Genomic DNA, 26,398 nt, shown 5'->3' with positions numbered 1-26,398 from the left:
GTTCCTTCAGATCAGACCTTCATCTGCGAAACTAAAATACGAGCCCGCCGCAATGATGAGGTGATCCAGCACGAAGATGTCCAGGTTTTCACCGGCTTTGACGAGCTTAGCGGTTAGACTTTTATCTGCCTGACTGGGATTCGGATTGCCCGAAGGATGGTTGTGACACAGAATGATCGAACTGGCCTTGAATTCCAGCGCCCGGCTGAAAATAAGTTTCGCATCCACGACCGTACCGGATATACCGCCCTGACTGATCTGTTCCCGTCCGATGACCTCACCCCGCCGGCTCAGGAGTAAGATCCAGAATTCTTCGTGGGGAAGGTCCATCAGCAGGGGAGCGATAGCCTTGTAGGAATCTGCACTGCAGCGCACCTGGGGCCGCGTTTTGATATCCGAGAGCTGCCGGCGCCGGCCCAACTCCAGCGCCGCGGCAATCGTGATGGCCTTGGCCTCCCCCACCCCATTGAATTTGGTGAGTTCCTTGATGGAACATTTTCCCAGCTCAAAGAGGTTGTTATCTACCGACTGCAGGATACTTTTGGCCAGACTGACGGCCGTCTGCTGCCGGGAACCGGAACCCAACAGAATGGCGATGAGCTCGGCATCGGACAAGCTGTGTTTGCCTTTCATCAATAATTTTTCGCGCGGCCGGTCGGCTTCCGCCCAGGCTTTTATAGTCATGGGCGGCAGTTCGTAAGCAGGCTTTTTCGCGTTTTTGTCATCAGAGATCATATCTTGCGTTTGAATTTGAAATAATCTATTTATACTTAAGAGTCGGAATTGGGCTATTTTCCATAAAATTGACTTCAGTATTTTTTAATTTTTTTTTGTGGCAGCAACATTCAGCAAAGCAGAGCGATTAAAAAGCCGGAAGGTGATCCAGGCGATGTTCAGCCGGCAGGGCGAGTCTTTCGGACAGTATCCGTTGCGGCTGGTCTGGATGCCCATGGAGGAACGGCGCAGCGAATTCCCCGTACAATTCGGGCTCAGCGTGCCCAAGCGCCACTTCAAAAAAGCCGTGCAGCGCAATGTTTTACGTCGAAAGATCCGCGAAGCTTACCGGCTCAACAAGTACCGGATCTACCGGGACCTGCCGGATGAAGAACAGCAGTACGGCTTCATGGTACTGTACACCGGCCGGGAAATGCACGATTACGAAACGATCGAAAAAGCGATGCAACAGATGATCCGCAGATTTATAAAAAAGGTAAAACAAGGTAGGAAGTAAACCAACCCGTGCCCCCTAATTACCGTCCTTATGAAAAATCAACTAATGCGATATTTTCTACTCTTTTCTCTCTTCTTTACGCTTTTCCTTACAGATAGCAGCGCACAAAAAGTCATCCAGATCGAGCATTACGGGCGAGCCAAAACGGATAAGATCTTTATCGGTGAGGGAATCGAATATCGGCTGAAAGGCAGTAAAACGTGGAGATACGCAGTGGTGGAGGGAATTAATATCGAACAAAACCTGATCATCCTGGCCGATCGCTACCTGGAACCGGATAAGATCGACGCGTTTCGCTACTACCGCTCTTATTCCCAAAAGCTCGGCATCCAGGTAATGACGTTCGGCGTTGCCTGGTCCGGTTTCGCACTGATCGGAACGGCCGTGGACGGTGATCCCGAGACCAGCTACCGCCTATCCGACGGTATCGTCACCGCTTCCGCGCTGGCAACCGGTTTCGGCATCACCCAGTTGCTGAAATACAAGAAGATCAAATTCGGCAAAAGAAAAAGACTGCGTCTGGTGGATATCACTTTTTAGTCAAAACGTCCCGCCTGCTCTAATTCGTAATATAAGCCCGTAAATACTGACACTCCTGGATAGCGCGCTGAAAGAAGCCCGTATCGGAAAAATTATCGATGAGCACATCAAAAGCAGTATGCGGCTGGGCCATTCCCGGCGTTCCAAAAACAAAAAACTCGTTTTGTTCGCACTTAGCTTCCATGAAGGTAGCCCGGGCCGCCAACTCAGCGTTGTCCGCCAGTGTACGGGCCCGCTGGAACAGATAACGCGCCCGGGAGCAGTCGAAGAATTCGCGGTTGCCCAGTTCCCAGCCAACCGCCGGTACCACTTCATTATCACGCCCCTGCACGTGGCGTTTAATACTGTTGCTGCTTCGGTATTCATCCAGTACCTGCCAGGCCGGTCCGAAATAGGTCATATTGTAATAGGCCAGCCCCATCCGGTAGTATCGGTAGGCGGCCTGGTTGCGGCTCTGCTCGGCCCGGGCCTGATAATCCAGATCCAGAAGCATCTGGATCAATTCGCCCTTGTTGTAGCGCGTCAGAGAATCCGGGACCGGGCAGCGGATGCAATCATTTAGCCGGTCGACAAAGGGCGCATAGAGTTGGGGATCCAGGTTATCCCATTCGGCGCTATCCATTTCTTTCAGGGTTTCCAGGGCGGCTTCCGGTAAATTCTGACTGAGCAGCACACTGGATTTCAAGTCGAGTAATTCCGGCTCGATCGTCACTCCGTTCGGCTTTTCAACCATTTGTTTTTCGAAACGGTTACGCCGTTCCTTGCGCACGATCCGCAGGAGATCATCGATAATGGACATCTGAGGATTGAGTTGCAGATCTTCCAGGGTGTACTGGCTGATGAAGGCTTTGCCCGCGCTACCGCCGTTCTGGTACAGTTCCGTAAATCGGTCGCGCATAAAGTCGGCCATATCTGGATACTGCCGGTACAGATCCGAATCCTGTATTTTAGATGCTTCCAGTTCGGCTTCTTCTACCGGTTGTTGCAGATTGAGGATCTGTAGGACGGTCTGCCATACTTTTAACTGGTGGAGCAGGGTATCGTTCCGGGTTTCGTCTTCCAGATCGGCGAAAGTCTTCTGGGCAAAGTATTCATCTCCGGCCAGCAGTTCCAGATAGCCTTCCAGTAATTTCCAGTAGGCGGGCCGGGCCGTATTATCCGCTTCCACCAGACGTCGTACAAAGGCCTGTAGTTCGATGACGCGCTCCCCGGCGATACTGCGTGGAATATTGAAAAGTCGTTTATTCAACTGGCGGTTATCATTGAAATCCAGCCCCAGCAGGTCTTTCTCCAAACGCCTCAACTCCCGCAGTGCCAGGTACTCCAGTTGCCGGTTTTGGGGCTCGTACTGGTACACCTTCCACATTTCGTCGATCAACTGGCTGTTTTCACTATTGGCCCGCAGGATATGCAGTACCGCCCGCTCGTGGTCATTGACGCACATCAGGTTCAGCGCTTTCCATTCTTCGTCCGTCCGGATATCAAAACTCTGGTAGGCGGACGTACGTTTGCTCGGGCATTTTTCAAAAATACGGGAGAAGATGTAGGAGGCTTCCACCCGTTGCCCCAGAGACATCATTGCTCCGGCCCGGTGCCCATCGATCCAGTAATCCAGGATACTGGGATCGTTATCCACTTTTGGCATCAGGTAGTCGTACAACTCCAGGGTGAGTTCATAATCCTTCAAATAGTGGGCCAACCGGATGATCTGGTAAGCGTACCGAATTTTGAAATAGTGGGATTCGGTTTCCATGAAATCGACCTTACCCAGTTCGATCAGGTCCCGCATGGTATTGCGATCCTGGGCCCGGTCATCCCAGTTTTTCCGGGCCGTTACGTGGGGTTCGCAGCGCTTCGCGAAGATGAGGTAGTCCAGGGTTTCCGTACACTGGTGTTTGTGCAGGTAACGGGCGAAGGAATTTTCGGCAATTGCCGGACGGAGGTAAGTAATGGGTACATCTTCGCTGGCGATCGCCGACCGCAGATCCTGCAGATCGCTGACATCCGCCTGGTAGATCAACGAGCCGATATCCACTTTGGCTGGAATTTTGCAAAAGCGCTCCCACCATTCGTCGATATTCCCCTCAATCTGGGCCATTGCCGGCTGGGGCACCAGGGTACTCAGGATATCAAAATCGAGAAAAAACCCGGCGATCTTCGGATCGAGCGAAACGATATAGGGATTGATAAAGGTGTACCCCTGAAAACTATCCAGTGGGCCGCAGTCTCCCGTAATCCGGATGGGCACTACCACAATTCCTAACAGCATAAACAAACCCAAGATCAAAGATCGCATAGTTGTTGATCGATTTTGTGAATTTTAATATGGCTTTGCGATTTTCCATCGCAGTGAAGGGCTCTTACCGGATATCCCGGCCGGTACGGATCATTGCCGGCATGCTACTTTCCCCGGTAATGGATCAATGGAAGCAGTGTCCAATTTACTCAAATATTCCCTACTGAAAGTGTTTTTAATTTCGACTTTGGTCCGGCCCCCGGCCAGAATTTGATTTTTTTCGACAATATCTGATAACTCCCGAGGAAAAGCAAAAGTGCGGTGGGAAATGTTGGAACGTTGGAACGTTGGAACGTTGGAACGTGGAAATGTGGAAATGTGGAAATGTTTTAACGTGGGAATGTTGGAATGTTGGAATATCTGGTCGGTCAATTATTGGTGCTGGTGGATGGGAAGTTACAAGCAAAAATGGGATACCGCATCTCTGCAGCACCCCAATTTGGAGTAGGTTGATTACTTATGAACGGGGCGATTATCTCAGGGCCAGCAGAAACTCGGTCTGGTTATAAGCCTGCAAACTATCAAGTTCGCCATTTACCCATTCCCGCCATTGCTCCTGAGCGTCGCTATTTTCGGCCACTTCTTCCAGAAATTCGTTCCGCTTGCCGTACCATTCCGGCAAAAGTGCCCCGGCTTTGGATTGCCAGATCTCGATCAGCTCGTCCGAAGAGCTTACTTCTTCCACGATTATTTTTCGCAGCTTTCGGGCGTAGACTTCGGTCAGATCGAAAACCAGTTGTTCAATGGCCAGTCTATCATCGCTACCGGCCGATGGCGTGAAGAAGGATTTTTCATTTTTGAAGCGGGCTTCAATGATCGCTTTGGTCTTTCCGCTTTCCGGATCCGAGAAAATATTGATGTCGATCGCCGTTGTACTTGCGGAAGGCAGCGGATTGTCGGCACGATCCCCTCTGAAATTGCAGACCTTTAGCGGTCTCGAAGGGTGCCAGGGTATTTCCTTTTCAAAAGATTCCGGGTTATCGATCCGAAAGACCTTCGCCTTGATCCGGTGCCGGGTCGCCCACGGATTTGGCGCTTTGTGGCTGGTGATGAGCAGGCAGTTCCCGCCCAGGCGGCGCGCCTCCTTTTCGGCCTTTTTTAGCAGCACATCATAATTGGTACTCTTGAGGTTGATGGTTGTCAGTAACCGCCGGTTTTCCATACCAACGGTATCCTTTTCCAGAAAAACAAAACTTTCGTAGGGTTGAATTGCGGTGAGCGATGCTTCTTTCGACTGGGCCTGTAAATTGATGGAGCTGATGAATAATGTCATGAATAGCAGAATGAGGTTTCTCATGGTTCGAGTTTTTGATCATTTTAAATTCGGAATACAGGAAGTAAAATTGCATCCTGTATTAGGTAGAGGGGAAATCCGAAAAATGTCAGATACTTTTTTCCATTTTTTTTAAAAAAAGAAACCCTGGCCCGCAGCAGAACCATTCGGTCAGGCCGGAGAATAAGCACTGACAAAAGCAGAAATTCAGGTAAAAAGAGATCGAAGAAGTGTATAAAATGGGAATACGCTATAGGTGATCCAGAGCATCAGCGAAGGCCGAGCCGGGTACCCAGATACAGGCTCAATAGACACACCACAAGGCTCGCTCCGACGTAAAACAGCCCCTGCCCGTAGGCGCCCTCCTGGAACAACAGATGCGTCTCGGCGGTAAAGGTGGAGAAGGTGGAAAATCCTCCGCAGAATCCGGTCATGATCAGCAATTGCGTATTGCCACTGACCTGATCACCGCTTTTGAGGCTGATCAAATAGCCCAGAATAATACAGGCCAGTACATTGGCCGTGAAGGTAGCCAGGGGAAAATTGAGCTTGTAGTGCGCCATTCCCCGGGCAATGCCGTAACGACACATACTTCCGAGGCCGCCACCGATAAATACGAACAAAAAATTCAGCATGAGATCCGATTTAATCTGATTGCATCCCCTTCCCGACTAGGCAGGCTTATCGTTGTCCCGCTGTTGCTTTTTTTCCAGATTGGCCTTGTGTAAAAAGTAGGTCAGGCCGGTAGCGATCAGAATCACCAGCAACAACAGCAGGTGGATATCCAGAACATCCTGTAAGCCCAGCACTATGGTAATGAAAAAAACATTGACGGATACCAGAATACCCGTTGCCTTCATATGGCTGAACCCATAATCGATCAGCAGGTGGTGAATGTGCCTGCGATCCGCTTTAAACGGAGAATTCCCCCGGATGATCCGGGTTATAAAAACCCGCAGCGTATCAAAAAGCGGGATGATCATGATCCCGATGCCCACTACGGGTACGTCGTTCAGTTTGTAGGGCGTGCCCACCGGCAGTTTGGAATTGAGCTCAATAAAGGACAGGACCAGCACCGCACTGGCCAGACCGATCATTAGCGAACCGGTATCGCCCATGAATATTTTCGCCGGAGAAAAATTGTACCGCAGGAAAGCGACGATCGCTCCAACGGTAGCGAAGGCGACGGTGGCCAGATCCCAGTTGCCGGCCACAAAAAACCAACACCCCAGGGTACCGCAAATGATCACCCCGAGGCTGCCCGCCAGGCCGTCAATACCGTCGATGAGATTGAAAGCGTTGATGATCACCAGCACGGTGAATATGGAGATGGGGATCACCAGCCATTCCGGCATGGGCGCCGTAACTCCGAACAGGCCATAGAGGCTACTGATCCTCACTTCGGTCTTAAAGACGATAATTGCCGCCGCCAGAAACTGGGCGATCATTTTTTTGTACGGGTCCATCGGCAGTACATCATCCTTGGCGCCTACCAGGAACAGAATGATAAACCCGCACAAAATGAACTGCAAACTTCCAAATGCCTGAAAAGGCGTCCAGAAAACGATAGAGAATATAGCGCCGGCAAAGATCCCGATACCACCCAGAGAAGGAGTTTTACGCGTATGGGAACTGCGCTGATTGGGTACGTCAAACAGGTTTTTCTTTTCGGCAATATTGATAATAGAGGGTATGGCAAAGTAAGTCACGATGAAGGCTGTGACAAAAGCAAATATTACCGAAAACATCGGCCCCATGGCACTCGCAATTTAGGTTGTAGTTGCTCCGGGCGCGGCAGTTCCCAAACCGGCAAATACCGCGCCCGGCCCGAATAGTTTTAAAACCGGGAATCATCGATGTTCTCCAGCCAGGACCGAATGGGTTGCATAACCTTTTGCAGACATCCGGGCTGAAAGGGAGATTCCAGTCCCGCTAATTTCACCAATTCCAGAAAAGAACCACTGCCGCCTACCTGACAAAGTTTTACATAGTCATTCCAGGCTTCTTCGTGGTTTTTCTGGTCCCGGGCCCAGAATTGGAATGCACATATCTGGGCCAAAGCGTAATCTATATAATAAAACGGAGAAGCAAAAATATGCGATTGTTTTTGCCAGAATCCACCCTTCTCCAGAAATTCCAGTCCGTCATAATCCCGGTGGGGCAGGTATTTTTGCTCGATCCGCTTCCAGGTAGCGTGTCTTTCCGCCGGGCTCATATCCGGGTTCTCGTACACTTCGTGCTGAAATTCATCCACCGCAACGCCGTACGGCAAAAAGCAGATGGCATTGCCCAGGTGCGCAAAACGGTACTTATCCGTATCCTCCTTGAAGAATAACTGCATCCACGGCCAGGTGAAGAACTCCATACTCATGGAATGGATCTCACAGGCCTCGTAGGTTGGCCAGTTGTACTCATTGATACCGATATCCCGGCTGGAATATACCTGAAAGGCATGTCCGGCTTCGTGGGTCAGCACATCAATATCCCCGCTGGTTCCGTTGAAGTTGGAAAAAATGAAAGGCGATTTATACTCACCGATATAGGTGCAATACCCACCGGTAGCTTTGCCCGGCCGGTTGATGAGGTCCATCAGCCCCTTGTCCTGCATAAAGGAGAAGAACTCGTCCGTTTCCGCCGAAAGTTCCTGGTACATTTCGCCGGCATTGGCTACGATCCATTCCGGCTTTCCCTTGGGCTTGGGGTTACCGCTCGGGAATCGAAAATCCTCATCGTAATATTTCAGATTTTTCAGCCCGAGACGTTTCGCCTGACGTTTGTACAGCTCCGTAGCCAAGGGTACGATGTATTCCTGTACCTGGCGGCGGAACTCCGCCACCATTTCGGCATTGTAATCAGAGCGGATCATCCGGGCGTACCCCAGTTCCACAAAGTTTCGAAAACCGAGCTTTTTGGCGATCCGGTGGCGCACATCCACTAGTTTGTCAAAAAGCTCATCGAAACGTTCGGAACGCTCACTGAAAAAGGCCCATTTCGCTTCGGCCGCCTCTTTTCGGGTTTGCCGATCGGTATCCGTTTCGGGGATCTGGATCGAAGACAGGTTGTATTCCTCGCCGCGAAACACGATGGCCGCACCGGCTTTCAGTTTGGTATATTCACTGCTGAGCCGGTTTTCCTCCTGCAGATCCTGCAGAATGACCGGTTCAAAAGTTTTCAGGCTCAACTCGGCAATGATAAAAAGCTGTCCTCCCCATTTTTGCTCAAGTTCGGGCCGGAATTTCGACTCCAGCAGAGACCGGTAAAAACGAGTGTTCAGCGCCTCGAAATTGGGCATTTGCTGATCGAAGAAGTTGTTTTCCTCTTCGTAGAATTCGTCCTTGGTATTGATCGTGTGACGAATGTAGCAGACATTGTACATCGAAAAGAAATGCGTACGCATCTCATTGATCTCTCGAAATACTTCGTTTTGCTCAGCAAATGAGGATGCTTTTTCAAATCGCTCCAATAAGCTCTCGAAGCGACTGGTAAAAACCTCCATCTCCGGGCGCGCGTAGGTAAATTCTTCGAATTTCATACTAAAAGATAATGGTGTACTGGGATAAATTGAAAAGGTGATTTCTGGAATACCATAACGTCTGAATACCGTGATTGTCTCGCGTGATGCGGATCAAAATCTCACAGTATCAGGGTGTCAGAGTATCATAAAAACGCAAGGGCGAAGACAATTACAGATAAGATGAGGCCGTACATGAAAACAGAATAGCAGATGGCAAGATAGCGATATTTTTTTGCGAGCACAATTCCGAGATAATAAAGATCACGGGTCATCGAACTGTACAGAAAATCACTATCCTTGATCATTTCGGTCATTCCCCAGTGAAAATCCTCGATATCCATATCGTAGAAATTTCCGAAAAATAACAAATTGGCCCGCTTGTGCTCGATATCTTCCCGGGAGAACTTCCCTTCGGTCACTTTGGGGCGGGTTGCCAGAATAGCATAAACCAGCGCTATCAGACAAACCACCAGCAGTAGTATCGTAGGAACGATCAATTTGGGCAGTCCATCAAATTTAGGTACCAGGTTGGCTACCACGATCGAGATGATGATGGCATTGATACTCAACATGATGTTGGCCTTATTATCGGCGATGGAACTCAGGTTGACGTGCGTCCGGTAAGTCGTCCGGAACATCGTTTCCACCCCTCTGCCCAGATTGAGCTGCTTCAATTCCAATGCACTATCCGTAGAGAGTGCGGTATCCTTTTTTTTCTTTTTCTTCTTTCCTCTTGTAGCTTCCGTGCCGGTGCTTGCCGTTGGGTTGAGTCGCAGTTTCTGCTTCAGCAGCTGCCGGATGTGTTTCTCTTTCCGCTTGTCGAACAGATCCCGGGCCACTTCCGTATGGTAGTGATGATTCGTGATGAACTGCAGTTCGGAATCCACCCATTCCTGCTCCGACAGTACTTTCCCGTGGATCAGGTAAAGTTCCTGGCGAACTTTCCCGCAGCGGTCCCAGTACCAGGCATTGCCCAGATGGCTCAGATCCGCATCACAAACGATCTCTTCCAGGAGGTTTTCTGGATACTGTGGCCACTTGGTGGCCAATATGCACTGTGAAACTTTTTCAATATCCGCTTCCGGATACTGGTGTTGGCGAAGGAAGTCGACCGCATAGTCACTCCCTCTTTGTTCGTGATTCTTGCCGCCTTTATCGTATCCACTATCGTGAAACCAGCCCGCCAGTTGAATGATCTCCTGTTCCTTTTCCGTCAGTTCGTAACCTTCGGCGATCTCCAGGGTTGCTTCCACCACGTATTTGGTGTGCAGCAGATCGTGGTAAACGTATTCCTCGGGAATCCGTTCTTCAAAATGTTTTTCAACGTAGGCTTCGGCCGCTTCCAGAATGTTATTAGTGATAGTAGACATTTAATTTTCGGCAATTCAGGTATTCAAGGTCAAAAAGCCGCCATCGATGGGATAAATGGTCCCGGTGATGAAACTGGCTTCGTCCGAACAGAGATACACCACCAGATTGGCAATTTCCCCGGGTTGTCCCATCCGACCGATGGGTTGGGTAGCCGCCAGTTGGTCATACATCTCCGATTCGCGCCCCGGATAGGTCTGTTTGAGATATCCATCAACAAAAGGCGTATGCACTCTCGCCGGTGCAATGGCATTACAACGAATATTTTCCTTTATAAAGTCTTTGGCCACGCTGTAAGTCATGGTCGTAACGGCACCTTTGCTCATGGAATAGGCAAATCGGTCGGAAAGTCCCACCGATGCGGCCACGGAACCCATGTTCACGATACTGCCGCCGCCGCTCTCCAGCATATGCTTCACTCCGAAGTGCAAACAGTTGTACACCCCTTTGATGTTCACTTGGTACAGTCGGTCCAGATCATCGGGTGTTGTGCTCACCACCGTTCCGATATGGGCGATCCCTGCATTATTGACCAGAATATCCAGGCCGTACTCCGTAGTTTCAGCGATATAGTCAAATACTTTTCCCGTGGTTTCGTAGTCCGCCACATCACAATAGAAATAGTGAGCCTTTCCTCCCTCAGCATTGATCGAATCAATGAGAGCTTTTCCGCTGGCATTATCCATATCCAGGCCGTAAACGATAGCGCCCTGTCTGGCCAGCGCACTGCTGATGGCCGCACCGATGCCTTTCCCGCAACCGGTCACTATCGCTGTTTTACCACTTAAATCAAAAACTTGCTTCATTCTGATCTTTTTTCAGCATCCGGCGCTACCGGACCTGCTTTTCAGGAGGCTTGATAGGCTACAAATTCCTGGCGCTGACGGCCCAGACCCGGGATCTCCAGTTCTACCACATCTCCCGCTTTGAGATAAGTGGGTGGTTTCATCCCCAGGCCTACACCCGGAGGCGTACCCGTTGAGATGATATCGCCTGCCTCCAGTTTCATAAACTGGGAAAGGTGATGAATGATGTGAGCCGGAGAGAAGATCATAGTGGCCGTAGATCCATCCTGGCGCAAGTCTCCGTTTACCCACAGGCGCATGCGCATCTGGCTTACATCCTCTACCTCATCGGTAGTAGCCAGCCAGGGACCAACCGGACTAAAGCCCGGGCAGGATTTACCTTTCACCCACTGGCCGCTGCGTTCGAGCTGAAATTCTCTTTCGGAAACATCGTGCACCAGGCAATAACCGGCGATACAGTCTGCCGCCGCCGCTTCGTCCTCCAGGTACAGTGCATCTTTCTTCAGAATGATGCCCAGTTCCACCTCCCAGTCCGTTTTGGTACTGTCTTTCGGGATCTCCACCGTATCGTTGGGGCCCACCAGGGTATTGGTCGCTTTCATGAAGACCACCGGTTCTTTCGGCGGCTCCATTCCGGACTCCTTGGCGTGATCCGAATAGTTGAGCCCCACACAGATAATGGTATGAGGACGGGCTACCGGTGCCGCCCAGCGGGAAGAGGCCGACACATTGGGCAGTTTATGACCTTCGGTTTCGATGAGTTGTTGTAATTTCTCCAGGCCGCCGCTCTGAAAGAATTCCTGATCCCAGTCTGAGAAATGGGCAGAGCAATCTTTTCGGCCGTCACCGAGTAATACGCCGGGTTTTTCTTCACCGACAGGCCCGAAACGCAAGAGTTTCATATAAAGTTAGTTTTCCATTTAATCAATAGCGCACAAGATAGGAAATCACTCCAAAAAGCCTTCGCGTTCGGCGGGTTTGTCTTCCCGGAATTTGTTGATTGTCTCCCAGAGCAGATCTTTTAGCTTTTGGATATTGTACTGAGTAACCGAAGAAATAAAAATATGGGGTACATCCTTAGGTATCTCCGGCTGCAGCAGTTCCTGGAGTTCCTCGTCGATCAGGTCACTTTTGGTGATTGCGAGTATCCGGGGTTTGTCCAGTAGCTCCGGATTGTACATCTCCAGTTCGTGCAGCAGGGTCTGATAGTTATTCTTGATGCTGTCGGCATCACTGGGTACCATAAAGAGCAGGGTGGCATTGCGCTCGATGTGGCGCAGGAAGCGATGCCCCAGTCCTTTTCCCTTGTGCGCATCCTCGATGATCCCGGGAATATCCGCGATCACAAAGGAGCGGCCGTCCCGGTACTGGACCATCCCTAGGTTGGGAGTGATCGTAGTGAAAGGATAAGCAGCGATCTCCGGTTTGGCGGCCGTAATGACCGACAGGAAGGTAGATTTTCCCGCATTGGGAAAACCGACCAGGCCGACGTCCGCCAGTACTTTCAACTCCAGGATCTTCCATTCTTCCTGCCCCGGTTCGCCGGGCTGGGAGTAGCGCGGTGCCTGGTTGGTAGCCGATTTGAAGTTGGTATTCCCCAAACCTCCCCGGCCGCCCGCTAACAAAATGCGGGTCTCATCGTGTTCGGTGATCTCAAATTCAAAATCTCCGGTTTCCGCATCCCGGGCTACCGTGCCCAGGGGTACATCCAGAATAATATCGTCTCCGTCAGCTCCGGTCCGGTTATTCTCCCCACCGTTCACGCCGCGGCCGGCAATGATGTGTTTGCGGTATTTCAAAGAAAGTAAAGTCCATACGTTTCGGTTGCCCCGCAGAATGATGTGTCCGCCCCGGCCGCCGTCACCACCGTCAGGACCGCCTTTTGGGATCCCCTTAGCCCGGTAAAAGTGACTCGATCCAGCACCACCGGCACCGGATCGACAACATATTTTCACGTAATCAACAAAGTTCTGTTCTGCCATGCGGCAAAAATACGATAAATGTTATTATCGGTAGATTTAGCCCGGTAAAACCCGTAATGACGGCTGCCTTTCCGGCCTCGGTCCCGAATTTCCCGGCAATCTGTTAAATTTATAGCTGAAACTATTTTTTAAGAGATCCGGACCATTTTTATTCCTGCTCAAGGGTCAGCGGGATGTATGGTAAACATTATCACAAACAAATCCTGATACCAACATTAAAGCATGCAACGTATAGCCGCCATTGCCGCCATGAGTGAAAACCGCGCCATCGGTAAAGACAATAAACTTCTTTGGAAACTGCCCGACGACTGGGCTAATTTTCACCGCGTTACCCGCGGTAAGGCCTTCGTAATGGGGCGAAAGAGTTTCCAGGCTGAAGATGCGCTCGTTTCGGATTACCGCAACGTGGTCATCACTACCCAGGAGGCGCTTTCGCTCCCGGAAAACACCCAGATCGCCAACAGTCCGGAAGCCGCCATTGAATTACTAAAAGACGAACCCGAAATTTTTATTTTGGGCGGAGAAACGATCTTTGAGCAGATGATGCCCCGGATCAACTATCTTTACCTGACCATTGTTCATCATACTTTTGAGGGCGATGCGTTCTTCCCGGAGATAGACTGGGACCAATGGCAGTTGACCCGATCGGTCTACCACCAGGTCGATGAGCGACACGCCTATCCTTTTTCCCTCAACGAATACGAACCCGCGCCCTAATTTAAAGTCATGGACAGTAGCTTTGGCACGACCTTATTGTTAACTTTCAAACTGGCGGCGATCACCACCGTACTCCTGTTGGTAATCGGAGTCCCTCTGGCTTACCGGCTTTCCCGGATGAAGTCCCGGCTCAAACCCTGGGTGGAAGCCGTGATCAGTATGCCTATTGTCCTCCCGCCAACTGTACTGGGCTTTTATCTGCTGCTGGCCTTCAGCCCCGGCAGCGGTTTCGGCGCGTGGCTGGATCAGACGCTGGGACTTCGGCTGGTCTTCACCTTTGAGGGCCTGGTACTGGGTTCCATGATCTACAGTCTGCCCTTTATGGTGCAACCTATCCAGGCCGGTTTTGAGGCCTTCCCCCGCCAGTTGGCCGAAGCGTCCTATGTACTGGGAAAATCCCGACGCGAGACTTTTTTCCGGATCATCCTGCCCAACATCAAACCTTCTCTGATCAGCGGCACGGTGCTGGCTTTTGCCCATACGATCGGAGAGTTTGGCGTCATCTTGATGATCGGCGGTAATATACCGGGCGAGACCCGGGTCGCATCGATCGCTATTTACGATGAAGTGGAGGCCATGAACTACGGCATGGCCAATAAATACGCCCTGGTACTGATCGGTTTCACCTTTGGCATTCTGCTGCTCGTGTACGGGATCAACCGGCGTGCGGCTAAATCCGTGGTGATATGATCCGGATCGATCTGCGCAAATCACTGCTTTCCGGCCACGGCCCCATGGATCTGACCATTCAGCTGGAGATCCCCAAAGGAGAACTGCTGGCCCTGAGTGGCCCCTCCGGAAGTGGAAAAACCAGTCTGCTGCGCATGCTGGCCGGCCTTATGCAACCCGAAAGCGGTCAGATCCTGGTCGATGAGGAATGCTGGCTCGATACCTCCAAAAAGATAAACTGGCCTACACAAAAACGAAATATCGGCCTGGTCTTTCAGGATTATGCGCTCTTCCCTCACTTCAACGTCAGGCAAAACCTGGCGTATGCCCTGGAGCGCGACCAGCGGGCTGATCACCTGCAGGACCTCATCGAAGTGATGGAATTGCAACACCTGCTCGACCATAAACCCGCTACGCTTTCCGGTGGTCAGCAACAGCGGGTGGCCCTGGCGCGGGCGCTGGTGCGAAAGCCGAAGCTACTACTGCTGGATGAACCCCTTTCTGCCCTCGATCCGGAAATGCGCCATCGCCTGCAGGCCTATATTCTCCGGGTTCACCGGACGTTCGCCCTCACGACTATCCTGGTCAGTCACGACCAGAGTGAGATCACCCGCATGGCCGATCGGATCCTGCACATTCAGGAGGGACATCTGCTGGAGGATGCCGCCGGATATTATCCGCCAAAAGCCCTTAGCGAAGCATCTTTGCAACTGAGCGGGCGCATTGTCGATCTCAAAAAAGAAAACACGCATTATCTGCTTCGGGTCAGCCTCCACGATCAGCTTATTGAACTATCTGTGCCGCTCCGTGTAGGAATACTGGAGGTCGGACAGGAGATCATTCTGGAAGCCGATCACTGGCATCTGAAAAATTTTTAGCCATCTTTATGCCCTTTGAACGAATCGATTTTATGATAAGAATTGCTTTTTTTTTCATCCTTTCCGTAATCATGCTGAGCTGTGGGGACAGCGAACCACCATTTCCCGGCACTCCGCCGGAACGGGCTATTTACGGTACGCTCCCTCCCACCGTTAATCCCGATGCCTGGTTTAGAGATGTTAAGCACTGGGGAGCGGAGACCTATATTTACCACAGTCCTCACCACCTGGGAAATGCCTACCGGCAGCAGGCCGGCGTATCGACGGATTACGATGGTGCCGATCTCAAACAGGTGGCTTTTCTTTCCGAGCTGGATCCGGCTTTTGCGACTTACCTGAATGCCGATGAGCGCAAGTACCAGGAGCAATTGGTTCTGGAAGCCTATAATGCCTGCCGGGCCCAGGAGCTAAACTTTTATTACGCCCTGCCCTTTCCGGTATTTCCGGTTCAGGATACCGCCAGTCTACGGGCCGCGCATCCCGACTGGCTCGATGCAAACGGCCGACTGGATCTCGCTGATCCGGCCATCGTAGCAAGCCTGCCGAAGATACTGGAAGCACTGCAGGCAGCCATGCCCGAGCTGAAGGGAGTCAGCCTCAAAATGGGCCGGGGCAACGGGAATATTTTTGAGTTGGCGACCGCCGATCTGGACCGCATCTCCGAATGGCTACCGCCCCTGTTGCAGACCTTTAGCGAAAGTTGCAAAGTTTTGGGACTACAAGGTATGCTGTCGGCGGAAAGTATCTGGCATACCAATAAAACCCGCCGGGAAGCCTACGAAATTTTCAATCGCTATCCGGATATCATGATGCTGGAACCGGCCACCTGGCCGGAAGAAACGACGCTGATGCCCTTCTGGGGATTCGTGGCGCCGGGAGATACCGCTAGGCTGGATAACAACCCGGTGGCCGTTGATATACTGACCGATACGGAATTTCTGGGTCAGGGCCAGTTGCCCATTGTCCTGCCCCGCTGGTGGCAATACCTGGCCCAACAAACCTATCTGCAGGATGTAGAACTCGCCATCGGGCGAGCGTTCCAGAGGGATCAGGGGGGTAGTGTCAATAATTTTAACCGTCTCAACCTCCAGTTGCTGATGCGCTTCCTGGAAGATCCGCGGCAAAGCCTGAAACCCACCCTACATGCGGCCAACGAAGCGATGTTCGGAGATGACTTTCCGAGCCGACTCACCTCCATTATGCTGATCGCCGAAGACGCCATTCAGGCGATGAGCAGCGTCAATTCCGTCAACCTGCTGGACAACGGTCACTTTCCGCCCCCGCAGTTCCTCGACCGGGATTACCTGGAGGAGCCACTACTTATGAAGGGCATCGATGATCTTTTTGAACCGCCGGGCACGCCGCTTTATCCCGAAGAGACCGAGCAGCCCGACACCCTCAGCGCCACCGTGCACTGGCGCTGGCAGATGGAAATTTCCGCCCGTCCGGTGGATGAATACCTGCTGACTATTGAAAATGCCATCAACTGGCTGGATCGCATTCAGAAAGAGGTACAATACCTGACCCTCGATTTCCGCCCCGACCAGCGGGAAATGTTCGTGGGTGGATATCGGGACCTTTTGCTGATGGCCCGGGGTATGTATCAGTTCGTTCAGGGCGCTGCCGTGCACCATCGCTGGTATCGCCTGCAGCGCATGTCCAGGGAAGAAGCCCTGCTCCAACTGGCCCCAATTGCCGAACAATTACGGCTAATTGCCGACGAAGCGGGTGATTCGCCGATGGAGTTACAAACCCGCCTTTTGAATATGGCCCGGGCTTTCGAAACGCTGGAAATTAGCCCTTTAGGCGGTTAGGCGTCGGAATTCAGTATGTTAATGAATTCATATCCATTTTTTATTTCTGCTAAAGTCGTGTAGTTTTGTGGACGGTAAAACCCAGAAAGGAATAGACGCTGTTGAACTTCACCTATCGTTTGTTCCTTCTACTACTATCTACAACAACGTCTATTTCAAACGATTTAAAACTTTGACAAGTGGTTTATAACAGCAAGGCGTCCAACGCTTCTATCCAGGAAAAGATCCTAGCCGAAGACCAGGAAATCAAAAAAGCGCTCAAAGGATGGCCGCAACTGATTAGAAAATATCAGAAACCAAGCACCCGCAAGGCAGTCTATCAGATGTTCACATCTTTTATTCCCTATATCGGATTGTGGGTACTGATGTATTTTTCACTGGACTGGTCTTACTGGATCACGCTGTCGCTGGCCCTGCTGAATGCGTTTTTCCTCGTTCGCATTTTCATCATTCAACACGACTGTGGCCACCAATCTTTCCTGAAATCCAAAAGATGGAATAATGTAGTGGGATTCTTTTGCAGCTTTTTCAGCTCTATCCCTTACCACTACTGGGCTACTAACCATAATTTCCACCACGTACACAACGGTCAACTGGAAAATATCGAGATCGGTGACATTAAGGTAGCTACCGTGGAAGAGTTCCGCAGTTACACACCGATGCAGCGTTTCGGCTACCGGCTCTATCGCATGCCGATCGTTATGTTCCTGCTCGGACCGATCTACTATATCCTGATCGTAAACCGCCTGCCCTTCGCCCGGCTTAAGGGCTGGAAACAGACGATCATTGATCTGATTCCCAATAACCTGGTTATGGCGGTGCTTTACGTAGGCCTCGCCTGGTTCCTCGGTTGGAAAAAATTCCTGCTGCTGCAATTGCCCGTTACGGTACTGTTCGGTACCATCGCGGTTTGGTTCTTTTACGTACAGCACCAGCACGAACACACCTACAAGCAATGGCAGAAAAACTGGGACTATCTGTTGTCGGCTATTCGCGGCAGTACCTTCTACAAATTGCCCCGGGTTTTTAACTGGCTGACCGGTAACATCGGCTACCACCACATCCATCACCTGAGTTCCGGTATTCCCAACTATAACCTGAAACGCTGTGCCAAGGAAAATCCTGTCCTGCAGAAATATGTCACCACAGTCGGTTTCGTCGAAAGCCTGAAGTGCATGTTCCATAAACTTTGGGACGAAGAACAACAACGCATGATCTCTTTCCGCGAATTCTACCGCCGGGAAAGACAATTGCAGGCCGCCTGATCCAGTTCGGATCCGGGAGGATCTGAATTTCGGATCCCAGTGTGAAGATCATATTGGCGATCAAAGCTGAATAAGGGGAGACAACCAGAGCGTTGTCTCCCCTTATTTTGTACCTCCTCTCGAAAACCGGCAGCAAAAAGGTGATCGGCAGCCCCGCCTACTAGTATTTATAAAAAAAAACTAATATATTTGGGCGCACAAAGAAATGTATTCCCTTACATTTTGCTTGTTTTCAAGACACGCTTTAAAAAAAAATTACTAGCTGAACAGGTCCTAAGCCCAGGACACCGAACATCTGACAACTTTTGTTGTTGCAGTTGAACATGGAAAGCGAGTAAAGATCGAGCGTTCCTGCTCAAGAGCCCTTTACAATCGAAAGTTTACTTGTGTTGTGTTGCATTCGCTTTGAGTGGAGTGGAATGCACATCCAGCCCCTTTAGTAGTAAATCGACCCAAAGTTTAAGATCACATTTTCACTACTTCTTAGCCATCAATGAAAACTGGAGGCTCTGTAAAGAGTACTTCGTAAACTCCGATTAACCCATGAGTGATTTTATTTTACTATTTATTCTTTTTACCGGCACGCTTATTTTGAACAAAGAAACCTTGCGCCAGGACTGGGGCAGATGGAAAGAAGAGGAATAAGGACACCAGCCGTGCTACCGCAGGATCGCCTGCATCAGATCACGGAATTCCTCCGCCTCTTCGTAAAGATGATCCCGATAGGATGTCGCCTGTAGTTTCAGTTGGTAAACCCGATCGTTGCGTAAGACCAGCTCGATCGTGATGTTTCCAAAGCGCTGATCTATTTTCACTCCTTTTTCAAATTGGGGCCGCGGCTTCAGGTAATGCCGTTCTACGGTTTCCACCCAATCTTTCCGGTTATAAGTCCGGGTATCCGAAATTTGCACTTTGTAGTTCAACCCCTTGATCTGCTCCTTCAGGAAATCAAAAAAGTGGGTTACCTCCTGACGGTTGTAATTCGTTTTGTAAAAATGAATGACGAATCCCTTAGACGAAGGCGTATCCAAAAAATCCATGGCCTCGTCAATATCGTGGGGCGTGACCCGGTAAATAGCGTACTGATTATCCAGCCAGTCGACCAGCCTTCGTTTCACCAACGAATCCTGCCACTGCTGAAAAGCGGCACGCTCCTCCTCCGATCGTTCGATCATGGCGTGAATAGCCGGATTAGACGGCGAACTCTCCTCCGCTTCCTTAAAAATGTTCTTAATGTAATCCCAGATACCGGCCATATACCTCGTTTTCTTTTTAAATCCAAAACTTCGTCCCACTTGAAACAAGTCCGCAAGCACTAAGTTGTCCCTCCCGCAAGTATTTGGCATCGCTCCGCAATTACACACCCTCCCTCGCCCCTGACACCTCCCCCCCTGACACCTCACTCCCCCAACAACCCCATACTTTTAATATCTTAGCACTTCAGATCACCAATACCAACTTTAATGCAAGTGCACCTCTTCAACCCATTCTACAAATCTTTCGGTCTGTGTACGCTGGGCAGCCTGTTCCTCCTGTTTTTCAGTTGCGGCGATCCGGCAGCAGGCAGCTTTACGGTTCAGAACGACACCGATCTTCCCGCCGGGACCTTATTGTCCGTTTCTCTTCCGACGGACACCGAATGTTGTACAGATATGAAACTAAAGGCCGTGGATAGCGGTAACGAACTGGAACTGCAACAGGCGTCTACCGGAGAGATCTATTTCCTGTTGGACGCTCCGCTGGCTGCCGGCACTTCCCGGGAATACGAGCTGGTTCCCGTATCCGGATCGGAAACCACCGGGCTGCACACCGAGCAGACCGAAACCGGCCTGGATATTAGCAGCGCGGGGCATCCGGTGCTGACCTACAATACCGCTACCCTTTCCCCTCCCGAGGGCCTCCCGGACTATTACCAGCGTAGCGGTTTCATTCATCCTTTTTACAGTCCTTCCGGTAAAGTGCTTACGGATGGTTTCCCCGCCGGACATACCCACCAGCACGGCATCTTTTTCGCCTGGGTCAATACGACCTACCGGGGGGATTTTACGGACTTCTGGAACCAACAGAAAGAAACTGGAACGGTGGCCTTCCGCGAGCTGACAACGAGCGAAAGCGGACCCGTTTTTGCTTACTTTCAGTCCCGGCACGAAGCCATTAGTCTGCAGCACGGACCGGTACTCGACGAAACCTGGGACGTCAAAACCTACGCGATCCCCGACTACCATGTCATCGACCTCACCACTACGCAGCAGATCATTGGAAAGGATACGCTGTTTATCAATAAATACCACTACGGAGGCATGGGGATCCGCCTGGCCGCTGAGTGGAACGAAGTGGACAGCACACGCTATACCGGCCCCATGCAGGTACTCACCAGTAAAGGAGTCACTAATCGGGACAGCGCCAATCACAGCCGGCCGAACTGGACGGCAGTATACGGCCAGATCGACGGCTCGGTCAGCGGAGTAGCTATGTTTGATCATCCCTCCAATTTCCGCCATCCCCAGCCCGTGCGGGTGCATCCCAGTATGCCTTATTTCGTGCAGACGCCCATGCTGGAGGCCGCCTTCGAACAGGTACCGGGCGAGACCTATTCCTACACTTACCGGATACTCAGTTTTGACGGTGAGCCGGACGCAGCCCAACTGGATGCGATGTGGGAGGCCTACGCATCGGAAGCTGCCGTGAGCTGGAAGGAATAAAATGGATCAATGTTTTTGCCTACTTTGTGGATCCGGCCTGGTAGGGCCATCATTCAGGGTAGGCCCAAAATAAGAACGTCTTTACCCAAATTGCTACTTAATGCTAAAACTGGAACAAACCTGGCGTTGGTATGGCCCCAATGATCCTGTCAGTCTTGCCGACGCACGCCAAGCCGGAGCAACCGGCATTGTCACTGCACTCCACCATATTCCCAATGGAGAGATCTGGCCCATTGAAGAAATTCAAAAAAGAAAAGCGGAGGTCGAAGCGGCCGGATTGAGCTGGTCCGTAGTGGAAAGCATTCCCGTACACGAAGATATCAAGCGGCAGAGCGGCCGGTATGAGACCTATATCGAGCACTATAAACAAAGTATGCGCAATCTGGCCGCCTGCGATATCCGGATCGTCACCTATAATTTTATGCCGGTGGTGGACTGGACCCGTACCGACCTCGATTATCCGATGCCGGATGGCTCCACGGCCCTGCGTTTCGAAAAGATCGCATTTGCGGCTTTCGATCTCTATATTTTAAATCGCCCCGGAGCGGAAAAAGACTACGAGCCGGATGTGCGGGAAGCCGCCAAAAGCTACCTGAGCGGAAAAAGTGAAGCCGAGCGGGAAAAACTCGTTCGAAATATCATCGCCGGTTTGCCGGGGGCGACCACGGAAGGTCGATTCAGTACCGCTGATTTCCAGGCGATCCTGGATACTTACCGCGACATCACTCGCGACAAACTACAGGCGCATCTGATCCATTTCCTGCAGGAAATAGTACCCATAGCGGCTGCGGAGGGTATCCGCCTGGCTATTCATCCCGATGATCCGCCATTTTCCCTGTTTGGCCTGCCGCGGGTGGTAAGCACGGAAGCCGATGTCAATACGCTTTTTTCGGCGGTGAACGATCCGGCCAACGGCCTGTGTTTCTGTACCGGCTCTTTCGGAGTACGGGCCGATAACGATCTGTCGGGTATGGTCGATCGACTGGGTTCCCGCATTCACTTCATCCACCTGCGCAGTACGAAAAGAGACGCCGAAGGCAATTTCCACGAAGCTGATCACCTGGACGGGGACGTCGATATGTACGGCGTAATGAAAGCACTGAGCCGGGAGCAACAAAACCGGGAAAAAGGCATCCCCATGCGGCCCGATCACGGCCACCGTATGCTCGATGACCTGAAAAAGCACAGCAATCCCGGCTATTCTGCCATCGGCCGCCTGCGTGGACTGGCGGAACTGCGTGGCCTGGAAGAAGCCATCACCCGGGCGAATGGTGCATAATTTTTTAATGAACGTTCGGCTGTTACAGCCAAAGCATAAGATCGAATTTTTATGAGAACATCAGTTTACTCTTTACTCCTGCTACTTGTAATTGCCCTATCCAGTAGTTGCGGAACGGAATCCCGGGTCAAAAGGCTGAAGCTGGCCCACGGCCTACCGACGGATCACCCCGTACACCAGGGCATGGTATTTATGGCCGATCGGCTGCAGGAAATATCCGGCAACCGGATGGCCATCGATATTTACCCCAGCGAGCAACTGGGATCCGAACGCCAGTGCCTCGAACTGCTTCAGATCGGAAGCCTTTCGATGACCAAAGTATCCGCGGCGGTTATGGAGAACTTTGCTCCCAATATCCGCGTAATGAGCCTGCCGTACATCTTCCGCAGCCGGGAACATGCCTACAATGTACTAGATGGAGAGATCGGACGGCGTTTGCTGATCCAGGGCGAAGAATTCTGGCTGCGCGGCCTGACCTACTTCGATGCCGGCATGCGGTCGTTCTATACCAAGGATCGCCCGATCAATAAGCCGGAAGATGTAGAAGGACTGAAGATCCGGGTGCAGGAAAGTAAAACCGCGATCAACTTGGTACGCTCCCTCGGAGGAGCGCCCACTCCCATTTCTTACGGGGAGCTTTACACGGCTCTGCAGCAGGGCGTGGTGGACGGTGCGGAAAACAACCCGCCAAGTTTCTATACTTCCCGGCATTATGAAGTTTGCAAATACTATTCCCTCAACGAGCATACCGCCGTACCCGACATCCTGGTGATCGGTACCGTTGCCTGGAATAGCCTGGATGAACAGGAGCAGCAATGGCTGCAGCAGGCCGCAGACGAGGCCAAGGTAAAGCAAAGAGTGCTCTGGGCCGAAGCCGAAGCCGAAGCGCTGGCCGCCGTTCAGGAAGCCGGCGTAGAAGTGATCCGCCCGGATAAAACCGGATTTATGGAAAAAACGGCGGTCGTGCTGGAAGAATACAAAGATGATCCGTCTGTTTCCGGACTGATCCGGGAAATTCAGGCCGTGGAGTAAACTGTAGTTTCCGGACGGCGCTTTGCGCAGAAAACCCTTTTAAAATTTACAACTCGAATAATATGCGAGCAACAATAGACAAAATCGTCGGAGGTATTCTAATGGTGCTGTTAAGCGTCATTACCCTCGATGTACTTTGGGGTGTTTTCACCCGTTACGCTTTGGGAAATCAGGCCAGTTGGTCCGAAGAACTGGCCCGCTTTCTACTCATCTGGATCGGTATATTGGGGGCGGCCTATGCTTCCGGTCAGCGCATGCACCTGGCCATCGACCTGCTGGGGCCTAAACTGGAACCGGCCAAACAAAGAAGATTACAGCGCTTTATCGACCTGCTCATTTTGATCTTCGCCCTGACGGTACTTGTTATCGGGGGTATGCGCCTGTTGTACATCACCCAGGCCCTGGGGCAACTCTCGGCGGCGCTGCGTGTGCCGATGGCCATGGTCTACAGTGTGGTCCCGCTCAGCGGCCTACTCGTCATCTTTTACAAAACCCAAGACATTCTCGCTAAAGAAGTATAACTCATGGAGATATTAGTACTCGTACTGACTTTTGTTATTCTGATCGGCATTGGCGTGCCCATCGCCTGGAGTATCGGCATCAGTAGTATCTTAACCATGCTGGTCAGCATTCCCGTAATTCCCGCCTTCACGACGGTAGCCCAACGAATGGCTACCGGTCTGGACAGCTTTGCGCTGCTGGCGATCCCGTTTTTCATACTGGCCGGCCAGATTATGAACCGGGGGGGCATAGCCCGACGGCTGATCAATTTTGCCAAAACCCTGGTGGGGAGTTTACCCGGTGGCCTGGCCCACGTAAATATCATCGCCGCTATGCTTTTCGGGGCCATCGCCGGTTCCGCAGCAGCGGCAGCTTCCGCTATTGGTACCTTCATGGGGCCGACTATGGAGAAGGAAGGTTACTCCAAGGAATATTCGGCGGCGGTCAACATCACCTCCTCCACTACCGGTCTGATCATTCCACCCAGTAATATCCTGATCGTTTATTCCCTGGCCAGCGGCGGGGCGTCCATCGCGGCACTCTTCCTGGCGGGTTATATTCCGGGTATTCTTACGGGATTGTTCCTGATGGTCGTCGCCGCGATCTGGGCCAAACGCAAGGGATTTCCGGTCGGAGAGCGCAACAGCATCGGTGATGTGATCCGTACTTTTATTGACGCCTTGCCCAGTCTGCTGCTGCTCATCGTGGTGATCGGGGGTATCGTAGTCGGTATTTTCACCGCTACGGAGGCTTCTGCCGTTGCGGTTCTCTACTGTTTATTATTGACGTATTTCTACAAGGAAGTACGATTGAGCGATATGCCAACAATCCTGCTGGATTCCGTAGGCACCACCGCTATCATCATGTTGCTGATCGGTACCTCAATGAGTATGTCCTGGATCATGGCCTACGAAAATATTCCACAGGCTATCACGGACTTCCTGCTTTCCATCAGCGACAGTAAGGTGGTTATTTTGATCATTATCAACCTGATCCTGCTGTTTGTGGGGATCTTTATGGATATGACCCCGGCGGTACTCATTTTCACACCGATCTTTCTACCGATCGTTACCCAACTCGGTATGCATCCGGTCCATTTCGGTATCGTAATGGTACTCAATTTGTGTATCGGTCTGTGTACGCCGCCGGTAGGTTCGATCCTCTTCGTCGGGGTGAGTGTGGCGCAAACGACTATACAGAAAGTGGTCAAACCCCTGCTACCCCTTTTTGTGGCCATGCTGATCGCCCTGATCCTGGTTACCTATATTCCCGAACTCAGCCTTTGGTTGCCGGGCGTATTCGGCTATTAATTGCTTTCATCAACATGAATTAATAAAAGGCGTTGTATGTCTCAGAGAGGTTAAACATTCGTAGAATTTAGCTTGGATAAGCGCTTTCGACTATTTTCTACGAATGTTTAACCTCTACGAGGTCATTTTTAAGTCCTGAAAAAATTCAGGATGACTGATGTTTCTCCGGGTCTGCTCTCTCAGAGTGACCGGATCTCCGAATCATCGGATGCTTTCTGGTGGAGGATATGCGGCTTGCCGTGGTAAAAGATCCCGCTGGATTGCAGCGCTTCCATTTCCAGTTCTCCAATGACCCAGATATAGGCATCCGAACCGCCGATAGTTTTCAACTTACAGCTCTGGACTTCCAGACCACTGGCCTTGAGCACACTTCCTCCGCGGGCTTCGGTGGTGAGCATTTTGACCTTCCCTTCCAGATTGGCATCCGAACCACCGGAAAGATCACAGCTTACTTTTTGGGCATTCATAGCCAGACAAAGATCGCTGCCTTCCTGCAGCCGGATGTAAAAATCGCCCAGCTGAAAGTTTCCCGTAGCGTAGATATCGGAACCCCCGCGAGCGGAAATGCCCTCCAGTACCGGAATTTCGATGTATACTTCCAGTTTCTGCGGCTTGAGATAGGAGCCCTCCATGCTGATCTTCAGTTCGCGGCCGGAGAGTTCGGTTTTTAACTTTTCCACCAGGTGATGATCCGCTTTCACCAGCACACTGGCGTGGACGCCGGGAGCGATGTATACATCAATGCCGTCATCAACATCAATCACCGTAAAGCCGGTGATCATGCGCTCCTGTTCGGTGATGCCCCCTTGTCCAACCTGAGCGGGCAAGCCTCCCATTGAACAAAAGAACATCAGAAAAAAGGCTTTTTTTCGGATTGCGAAGGTAATGTTTTTCATGGCGATGTAATTGAGCGAGTATAGAATGAAACAGGTAAAAAATCACGACATCCGGACCGGTAGCGGCAAAATACCCACTATCCGTTCCGGTGGGGCTAGTTGATCCTTAGAGACTGTTACCAGACAGAGCATAAAAGCACAGCCGGATGACCGTCTAAAAGGACGTCATTGCGGCTACCGGACCGTCTCCGGCAGCAGTGGGATCTGCTTTGACCCCGAAGTCCGGATGAAGCCCACCATAAGCCCATCCCGAACCTGCGCTTCAAACCGCACAGTACCGGAACATGCACAGCAGGCAGCATGCTACTGTCAGCATCATGTAGTT

The 26,398-nt window shown here is 51.3% G+C and carries 24 protein-coding genes; 12 read left to right on the top strand and 12 right to left on the bottom strand.

The features are described from left to right. Positions 1–6: 6 nt before the first annotated feature. Positions 7–735 carry a RadC family protein gene (gene radC, locus CRP01_RS16425; RefSeq protein WP_222845750.1) on the bottom strand — a complete coding sequence of 243 codons (729 nt, stop codon included), beginning with the start codon at positions 733–735 and terminating at the stop codon, positions 7–9. Between the two features lie 97 nt (positions 736–832). Here radC and rnpA point away from each other — a divergent pair, with 97 nt between their 5' ends. Both rnpA and CRP01_RS16415 read left to right on the top strand, forming a co-directional pair. Beyond that, positions 833–1,231 carry a ribonuclease P protein component gene (gene rnpA, locus CRP01_RS16420; protein WP_143473411.1) on the top strand — a complete coding sequence of 133 codons (399 nt, stop codon included), beginning with the start codon at positions 833–835 and terminating at the stop codon, positions 1,229–1,231. 30 nt (positions 1,232–1,261) lie between these two features. Then, positions 1,262–1,771 carry a hypothetical protein gene (locus CRP01_RS16415; RefSeq protein WP_143473410.1) on the top strand — a complete coding sequence of 170 codons (510 nt, stop codon included), beginning with the start codon at positions 1,262–1,264 and terminating at the stop codon, positions 1,769–1,771. 19 nt (positions 1,772–1,790) lie between these two features. On the opposite strand, the gene CRP01_RS16410 is transcribed toward CRP01_RS16415, so the two are convergent. From CRP01_RS16410 to obgE, 9 genes are all read right to left on the bottom strand, one after another. Beyond that, positions 1,791–4,067 (bottom strand): hypothetical protein, encoded by a 2,277-nt coding sequence (locus CRP01_RS16410; protein WP_099151152.1) that lies wholly within the window; start codon positions 4,065–4,067, stop codon positions 1,791–1,793. A 472-nt stretch (positions 4,068–4,539) separates the two neighbouring features. Beyond that, positions 4,540–5,364 (bottom strand): hypothetical protein, encoded by an 825-nt coding sequence (locus tag CRP01_RS16405; protein WP_099151151.1) that lies wholly within the window; start codon positions 5,362–5,364, stop codon positions 4,540–4,542. A gap of 245 nt (positions 5,365–5,609) precedes the next feature. Continuing rightward, complete coding sequence (gene crcB, locus CRP01_RS16400; RefSeq protein ID WP_099151150.1) at positions 5,610–5,975, bottom strand: fluoride efflux transporter CrcB; 366 nt, start codon at positions 5,973–5,975, stop codon at positions 5,610–5,612. Between the two features lie 36 nt (positions 5,976–6,011). Then, complete coding sequence (locus tag CRP01_RS16395; RefSeq protein WP_233752692.1) at positions 6,012–7,097, bottom strand: glycosyltransferase family 4 protein; 1,086 nt, start codon at positions 7,095–7,097, stop codon at positions 6,012–6,014. Positions 7,098–7,177: 80 nt separating this feature from the next. After that, complete coding sequence (locus CRP01_RS16390; protein WP_099151149.1) at positions 7,178–8,872, bottom strand: M3 family oligoendopeptidase; 1,695 nt, start codon at positions 8,870–8,872, stop codon at positions 7,178–7,180. Between the two features lie 125 nt (positions 8,873–8,997). Continuing rightward, positions 8,998–10,224: a Pycsar system effector family protein gene (locus CRP01_RS16385; protein ID WP_099151148.1), complete on the bottom strand. Its 1,227-nt coding sequence runs from the start codon at positions 10,222–10,224 to the stop codon at positions 8,998–9,000. A gap of 15 nt (positions 10,225–10,239) precedes the next feature. After that, positions 10,240–11,028 (bottom strand): SDR family NAD(P)-dependent oxidoreductase, encoded by a 789-nt coding sequence (locus tag CRP01_RS16380; RefSeq protein WP_099151147.1) that lies wholly within the window; start codon positions 11,026–11,028, stop codon positions 10,240–10,242. Between the two features lie 41 nt (positions 11,029–11,069). Next, a complete protein-coding gene (locus tag CRP01_RS16375) occupies positions 11,070–11,930 on the bottom strand; it encodes a fumarylacetoacetate hydrolase family protein (protein WP_099151146.1) in 861 nt (286 codons plus the stop codon). 45 nt (positions 11,931–11,975) lie between these two features. Then, complete coding sequence (gene obgE, locus CRP01_RS16370) at positions 11,976–13,010, bottom strand: GTPase ObgE (RefSeq protein ID WP_099151145.1); 1,035 nt, start codon at positions 13,008–13,010, stop codon at positions 11,976–11,978. A 222-nt stretch (positions 13,011–13,232) separates the two neighbouring features. Between obgE and CRP01_RS16365 the strand changes: the two genes are divergently transcribed. The 5 genes from CRP01_RS16365 to CRP01_RS16345 all read left to right on the top strand — a co-directional run bounded on the left by CRP01_RS16365 (position 13,233) and on the right by CRP01_RS16345 (position 18,353). Next, positions 13,233–13,727 carry a dihydrofolate reductase gene (locus CRP01_RS16365; RefSeq protein WP_099151144.1) on the top strand — a complete coding sequence of 165 codons (495 nt, stop codon included), beginning with the start codon at positions 13,233–13,235 and terminating at the stop codon, positions 13,725–13,727. Between the two features lie 9 nt (positions 13,728–13,736). Then, positions 13,737–14,417, top strand: a complete 681-nt coding sequence (gene modB / locus CRP01_RS16360) for a molybdate ABC transporter permease subunit (RefSeq protein WP_099151143.1) — start codon at positions 13,737–13,739, stop codon at positions 14,415–14,417. Continuing rightward, positions 14,414–15,274: an ABC transporter ATP-binding protein gene (locus CRP01_RS16355; protein ID WP_099151142.1), complete on the top strand. Its 861-nt coding sequence runs from the start codon at positions 14,414–14,416 to the stop codon at positions 15,272–15,274. The genes modB and CRP01_RS16355 overlap by 4 nt, the downstream gene beginning before the upstream one ends. Before the next feature lie 32 nt (positions 15,275–15,306). Further along, on the top strand, positions 15,307–17,088 hold the full coding sequence (locus CRP01_RS16350; RefSeq protein ID WP_143473409.1) for a hypothetical protein: 1,782 nt from the start codon (positions 15,307–15,309) through the stop codon (positions 17,086–17,088). Positions 17,089–17,267: 179 nt separating this feature from the next. Beyond that, complete coding sequence (locus CRP01_RS16345; RefSeq protein ID WP_233752691.1) at positions 17,268–18,353, top strand: fatty acid desaturase family protein; 1,086 nt, start codon at positions 17,268–17,270, stop codon at positions 18,351–18,353. Positions 18,354–19,012: 659 nt separating this feature from the next. Here CRP01_RS16345 and CRP01_RS16340 read toward each other — a convergent pair. Further along, entirely contained in the window at positions 19,013–19,609 is a 597-nt protein-coding gene (locus tag CRP01_RS16340; protein WP_099151140.1) for a hypothetical protein, read from the bottom strand. A gap of 207 nt (positions 19,610–19,816) precedes the next feature. Between CRP01_RS16340 and CRP01_RS16335 the strand changes: the two genes are divergently transcribed. From CRP01_RS16335 to CRP01_RS16315, 5 genes are all read left to right on the top strand, one after another. Further along, complete coding sequence (locus tag CRP01_RS16335) at positions 19,817–21,055, top strand: DUF6807 domain-containing protein (protein WP_099151139.1); 1,239 nt, start codon at positions 19,817–19,819, stop codon at positions 21,053–21,055. Positions 21,056–21,155: 100 nt separating this feature from the next. After that, positions 21,156–22,334: a mannonate dehydratase gene (uxuA, locus tag CRP01_RS16330; RefSeq protein WP_099151138.1), complete on the top strand. Its 1,179-nt coding sequence runs from the start codon at positions 21,156–21,158 to the stop codon at positions 22,332–22,334. Positions 22,335–22,385: 51 nt separating this feature from the next. Beyond that, on the top strand, positions 22,386–23,366 hold the full coding sequence (locus CRP01_RS16325) for a TRAP transporter substrate-binding protein (protein ID WP_099151137.1): 981 nt from the start codon (positions 22,386–22,388) through the stop codon (positions 23,364–23,366). 62 nt (positions 23,367–23,428) lie between these two features. Beyond that, on the top strand, positions 23,429–23,887 hold the full coding sequence (locus tag CRP01_RS16320) for a TRAP transporter small permease (protein WP_099151136.1): 459 nt from the start codon (positions 23,429–23,431) through the stop codon (positions 23,885–23,887). Between the two features lie 3 nt (positions 23,888–23,890). Continuing rightward, positions 23,891–25,177 carry a TRAP transporter large permease gene (locus tag CRP01_RS16315; protein ID WP_099151135.1) on the top strand — a complete coding sequence of 429 codons (1,287 nt, stop codon included), beginning with the start codon at positions 23,891–23,893 and terminating at the stop codon, positions 25,175–25,177. 179 nt (positions 25,178–25,356) lie between these two features. On the opposite strand, the gene CRP01_RS16310 is transcribed toward CRP01_RS16315, so the two are convergent. Next, positions 25,357–26,073, bottom strand: coding sequence for a head GIN domain-containing protein (locus CRP01_RS16310; protein ID WP_099151134.1), 717 nt, complete (start codon positions 26,071–26,073; stop codon positions 25,357–25,359). Positions 26,074–26,398: the final 325 nt, after the last annotated feature.

The organism is Flavilitoribacter nigricans DSM 23189 = NBRC 102662, assembly GCF_002646595.1.
Classification (GTDB): Bacteria; Bacteroidota; Bacteroidia; order Chitinophagales; family Saprospiraceae; genus Flavilitoribacter; species Flavilitoribacter nigricans.
Note: the sequence above shows the minus strand (reverse complement) of the source record. Positions and strands in the feature narration are given on the sequence as shown.

Bases quoted from the DNA above. Each gene is read 5' to 3' on its own strand.
- CRP01_RS16385 (WP_099151148.1), bottom strand. From the start codon at position 10,224: ATGTCTACTATCACTAATAACATTCTGGAAGCGGCCGAAGCCTACGTT.
- CRP01_RS16415 (WP_143473410.1), top strand. From the start codon at position 1,262: ATGAAAAATCAACTAATGCGATATTTTCTACTCTTTTCTCTCTTCTTT.
- CRP01_RS16390 (WP_099151149.1), bottom strand. From the start codon at position 8,872: ATGAAATTCGAAGAATTTACCTACGCGCGCCCGGAGATGGAGGTTTTT.
- CRP01_RS16315 (WP_099151135.1), top strand. From the start codon at position 23,891: ATGGAGATATTAGTACTCGTACTGACTTTTGTTATTCTGATCGGCATT.
- CRP01_RS16365 (WP_099151144.1), top strand. From the start codon at position 13,233: ATGCAACGTATAGCCGCCATTGCCGCCATGAGTGAAAACCGCGCCATC.
- CRP01_RS16375 (WP_099151146.1), bottom strand. From the start codon at position 11,930: ATGAAACTCTTGCGTTTCGGGCCTGTCGGTGAAGAAAAACCCGGCGTA.
- CRP01_RS16405 (WP_099151151.1), bottom strand. From the start codon at position 5,364: ATGAGAAACCTCATTCTGCTATTCATGACATTATTCATCAGCTCCATC.
- CRP01_RS16355 (WP_099151142.1), top strand. From the start codon at position 14,414: ATGATCCGGATCGATCTGCGCAAATCACTGCTTTCCGGCCACGGCCCC.
- CRP01_RS16410 (WP_099151152.1), bottom strand. From the start codon at position 4,067: ATGCGATCTTTGATCTTGGGTTTGTTTATGCTGTTAGGAATTGTGGTA.
- radC (WP_222845750.1), bottom strand. From the start codon at position 735: ATGATCTCTGATGACAAAAACGCGAAAAAGCCTGCTTACGAACTGCCG.
- CRP01_RS16320 (WP_099151136.1), top strand. From the start codon at position 23,429: ATGCGAGCAACAATAGACAAAATCGTCGGAGGTATTCTAATGGTGCTG.
- CRP01_RS16310 (WP_099151134.1), bottom strand. From the start codon at position 26,073: ATGAAAAACATTACCTTCGCAATCCGAAAAAAAGCCTTTTTTCTGATG.
- crcB (WP_099151150.1), bottom strand. From the start codon at position 5,975: ATGCTGAATTTTTTGTTCGTATTTATCGGTGGCGGCCTCGGAAGTATG.
- CRP01_RS16340 (WP_099151140.1), bottom strand. From the start codon at position 19,609: ATGGCCGGTATCTGGGATTACATTAAGAACATTTTTAAGGAAGCGGAG.
- modB (WP_099151143.1), top strand. From the start codon at position 13,737: ATGGACAGTAGCTTTGGCACGACCTTATTGTTAACTTTCAAACTGGCG.
- CRP01_RS16380 (WP_099151147.1), bottom strand. From the start codon at position 11,028: ATGAAGCAAGTTTTTGATTTAAGTGGTAAAACAGCGATAGTGACCGGT.
- CRP01_RS16395 (WP_233752692.1), bottom strand. From the start codon at position 7,097: ATGGGGCCGATGTTTTCGGTAATATTTGCTTTTGTCACAGCCTTCATC.
- CRP01_RS16350 (WP_143473409.1), top strand. From the start codon at position 15,307: ATGATAAGAATTGCTTTTTTTTTCATCCTTTCCGTAATCATGCTGAGC.
- CRP01_RS16325 (WP_099151137.1), top strand. From the start codon at position 22,386: ATGAGAACATCAGTTTACTCTTTACTCCTGCTACTTGTAATTGCCCTA.
- uxuA (WP_099151138.1), top strand. From the start codon at position 21,156: ATGCTAAAACTGGAACAAACCTGGCGTTGGTATGGCCCCAATGATCCT.
- CRP01_RS16335 (WP_099151139.1), top strand. From the start codon at position 19,817: ATGCAAGTGCACCTCTTCAACCCATTCTACAAATCTTTCGGTCTGTGT.
- obgE (WP_099151145.1), bottom strand. From the start codon at position 13,010: ATGGCAGAACAGAACTTTGTTGATTACGTGAAAATATGTTGTCGATCC.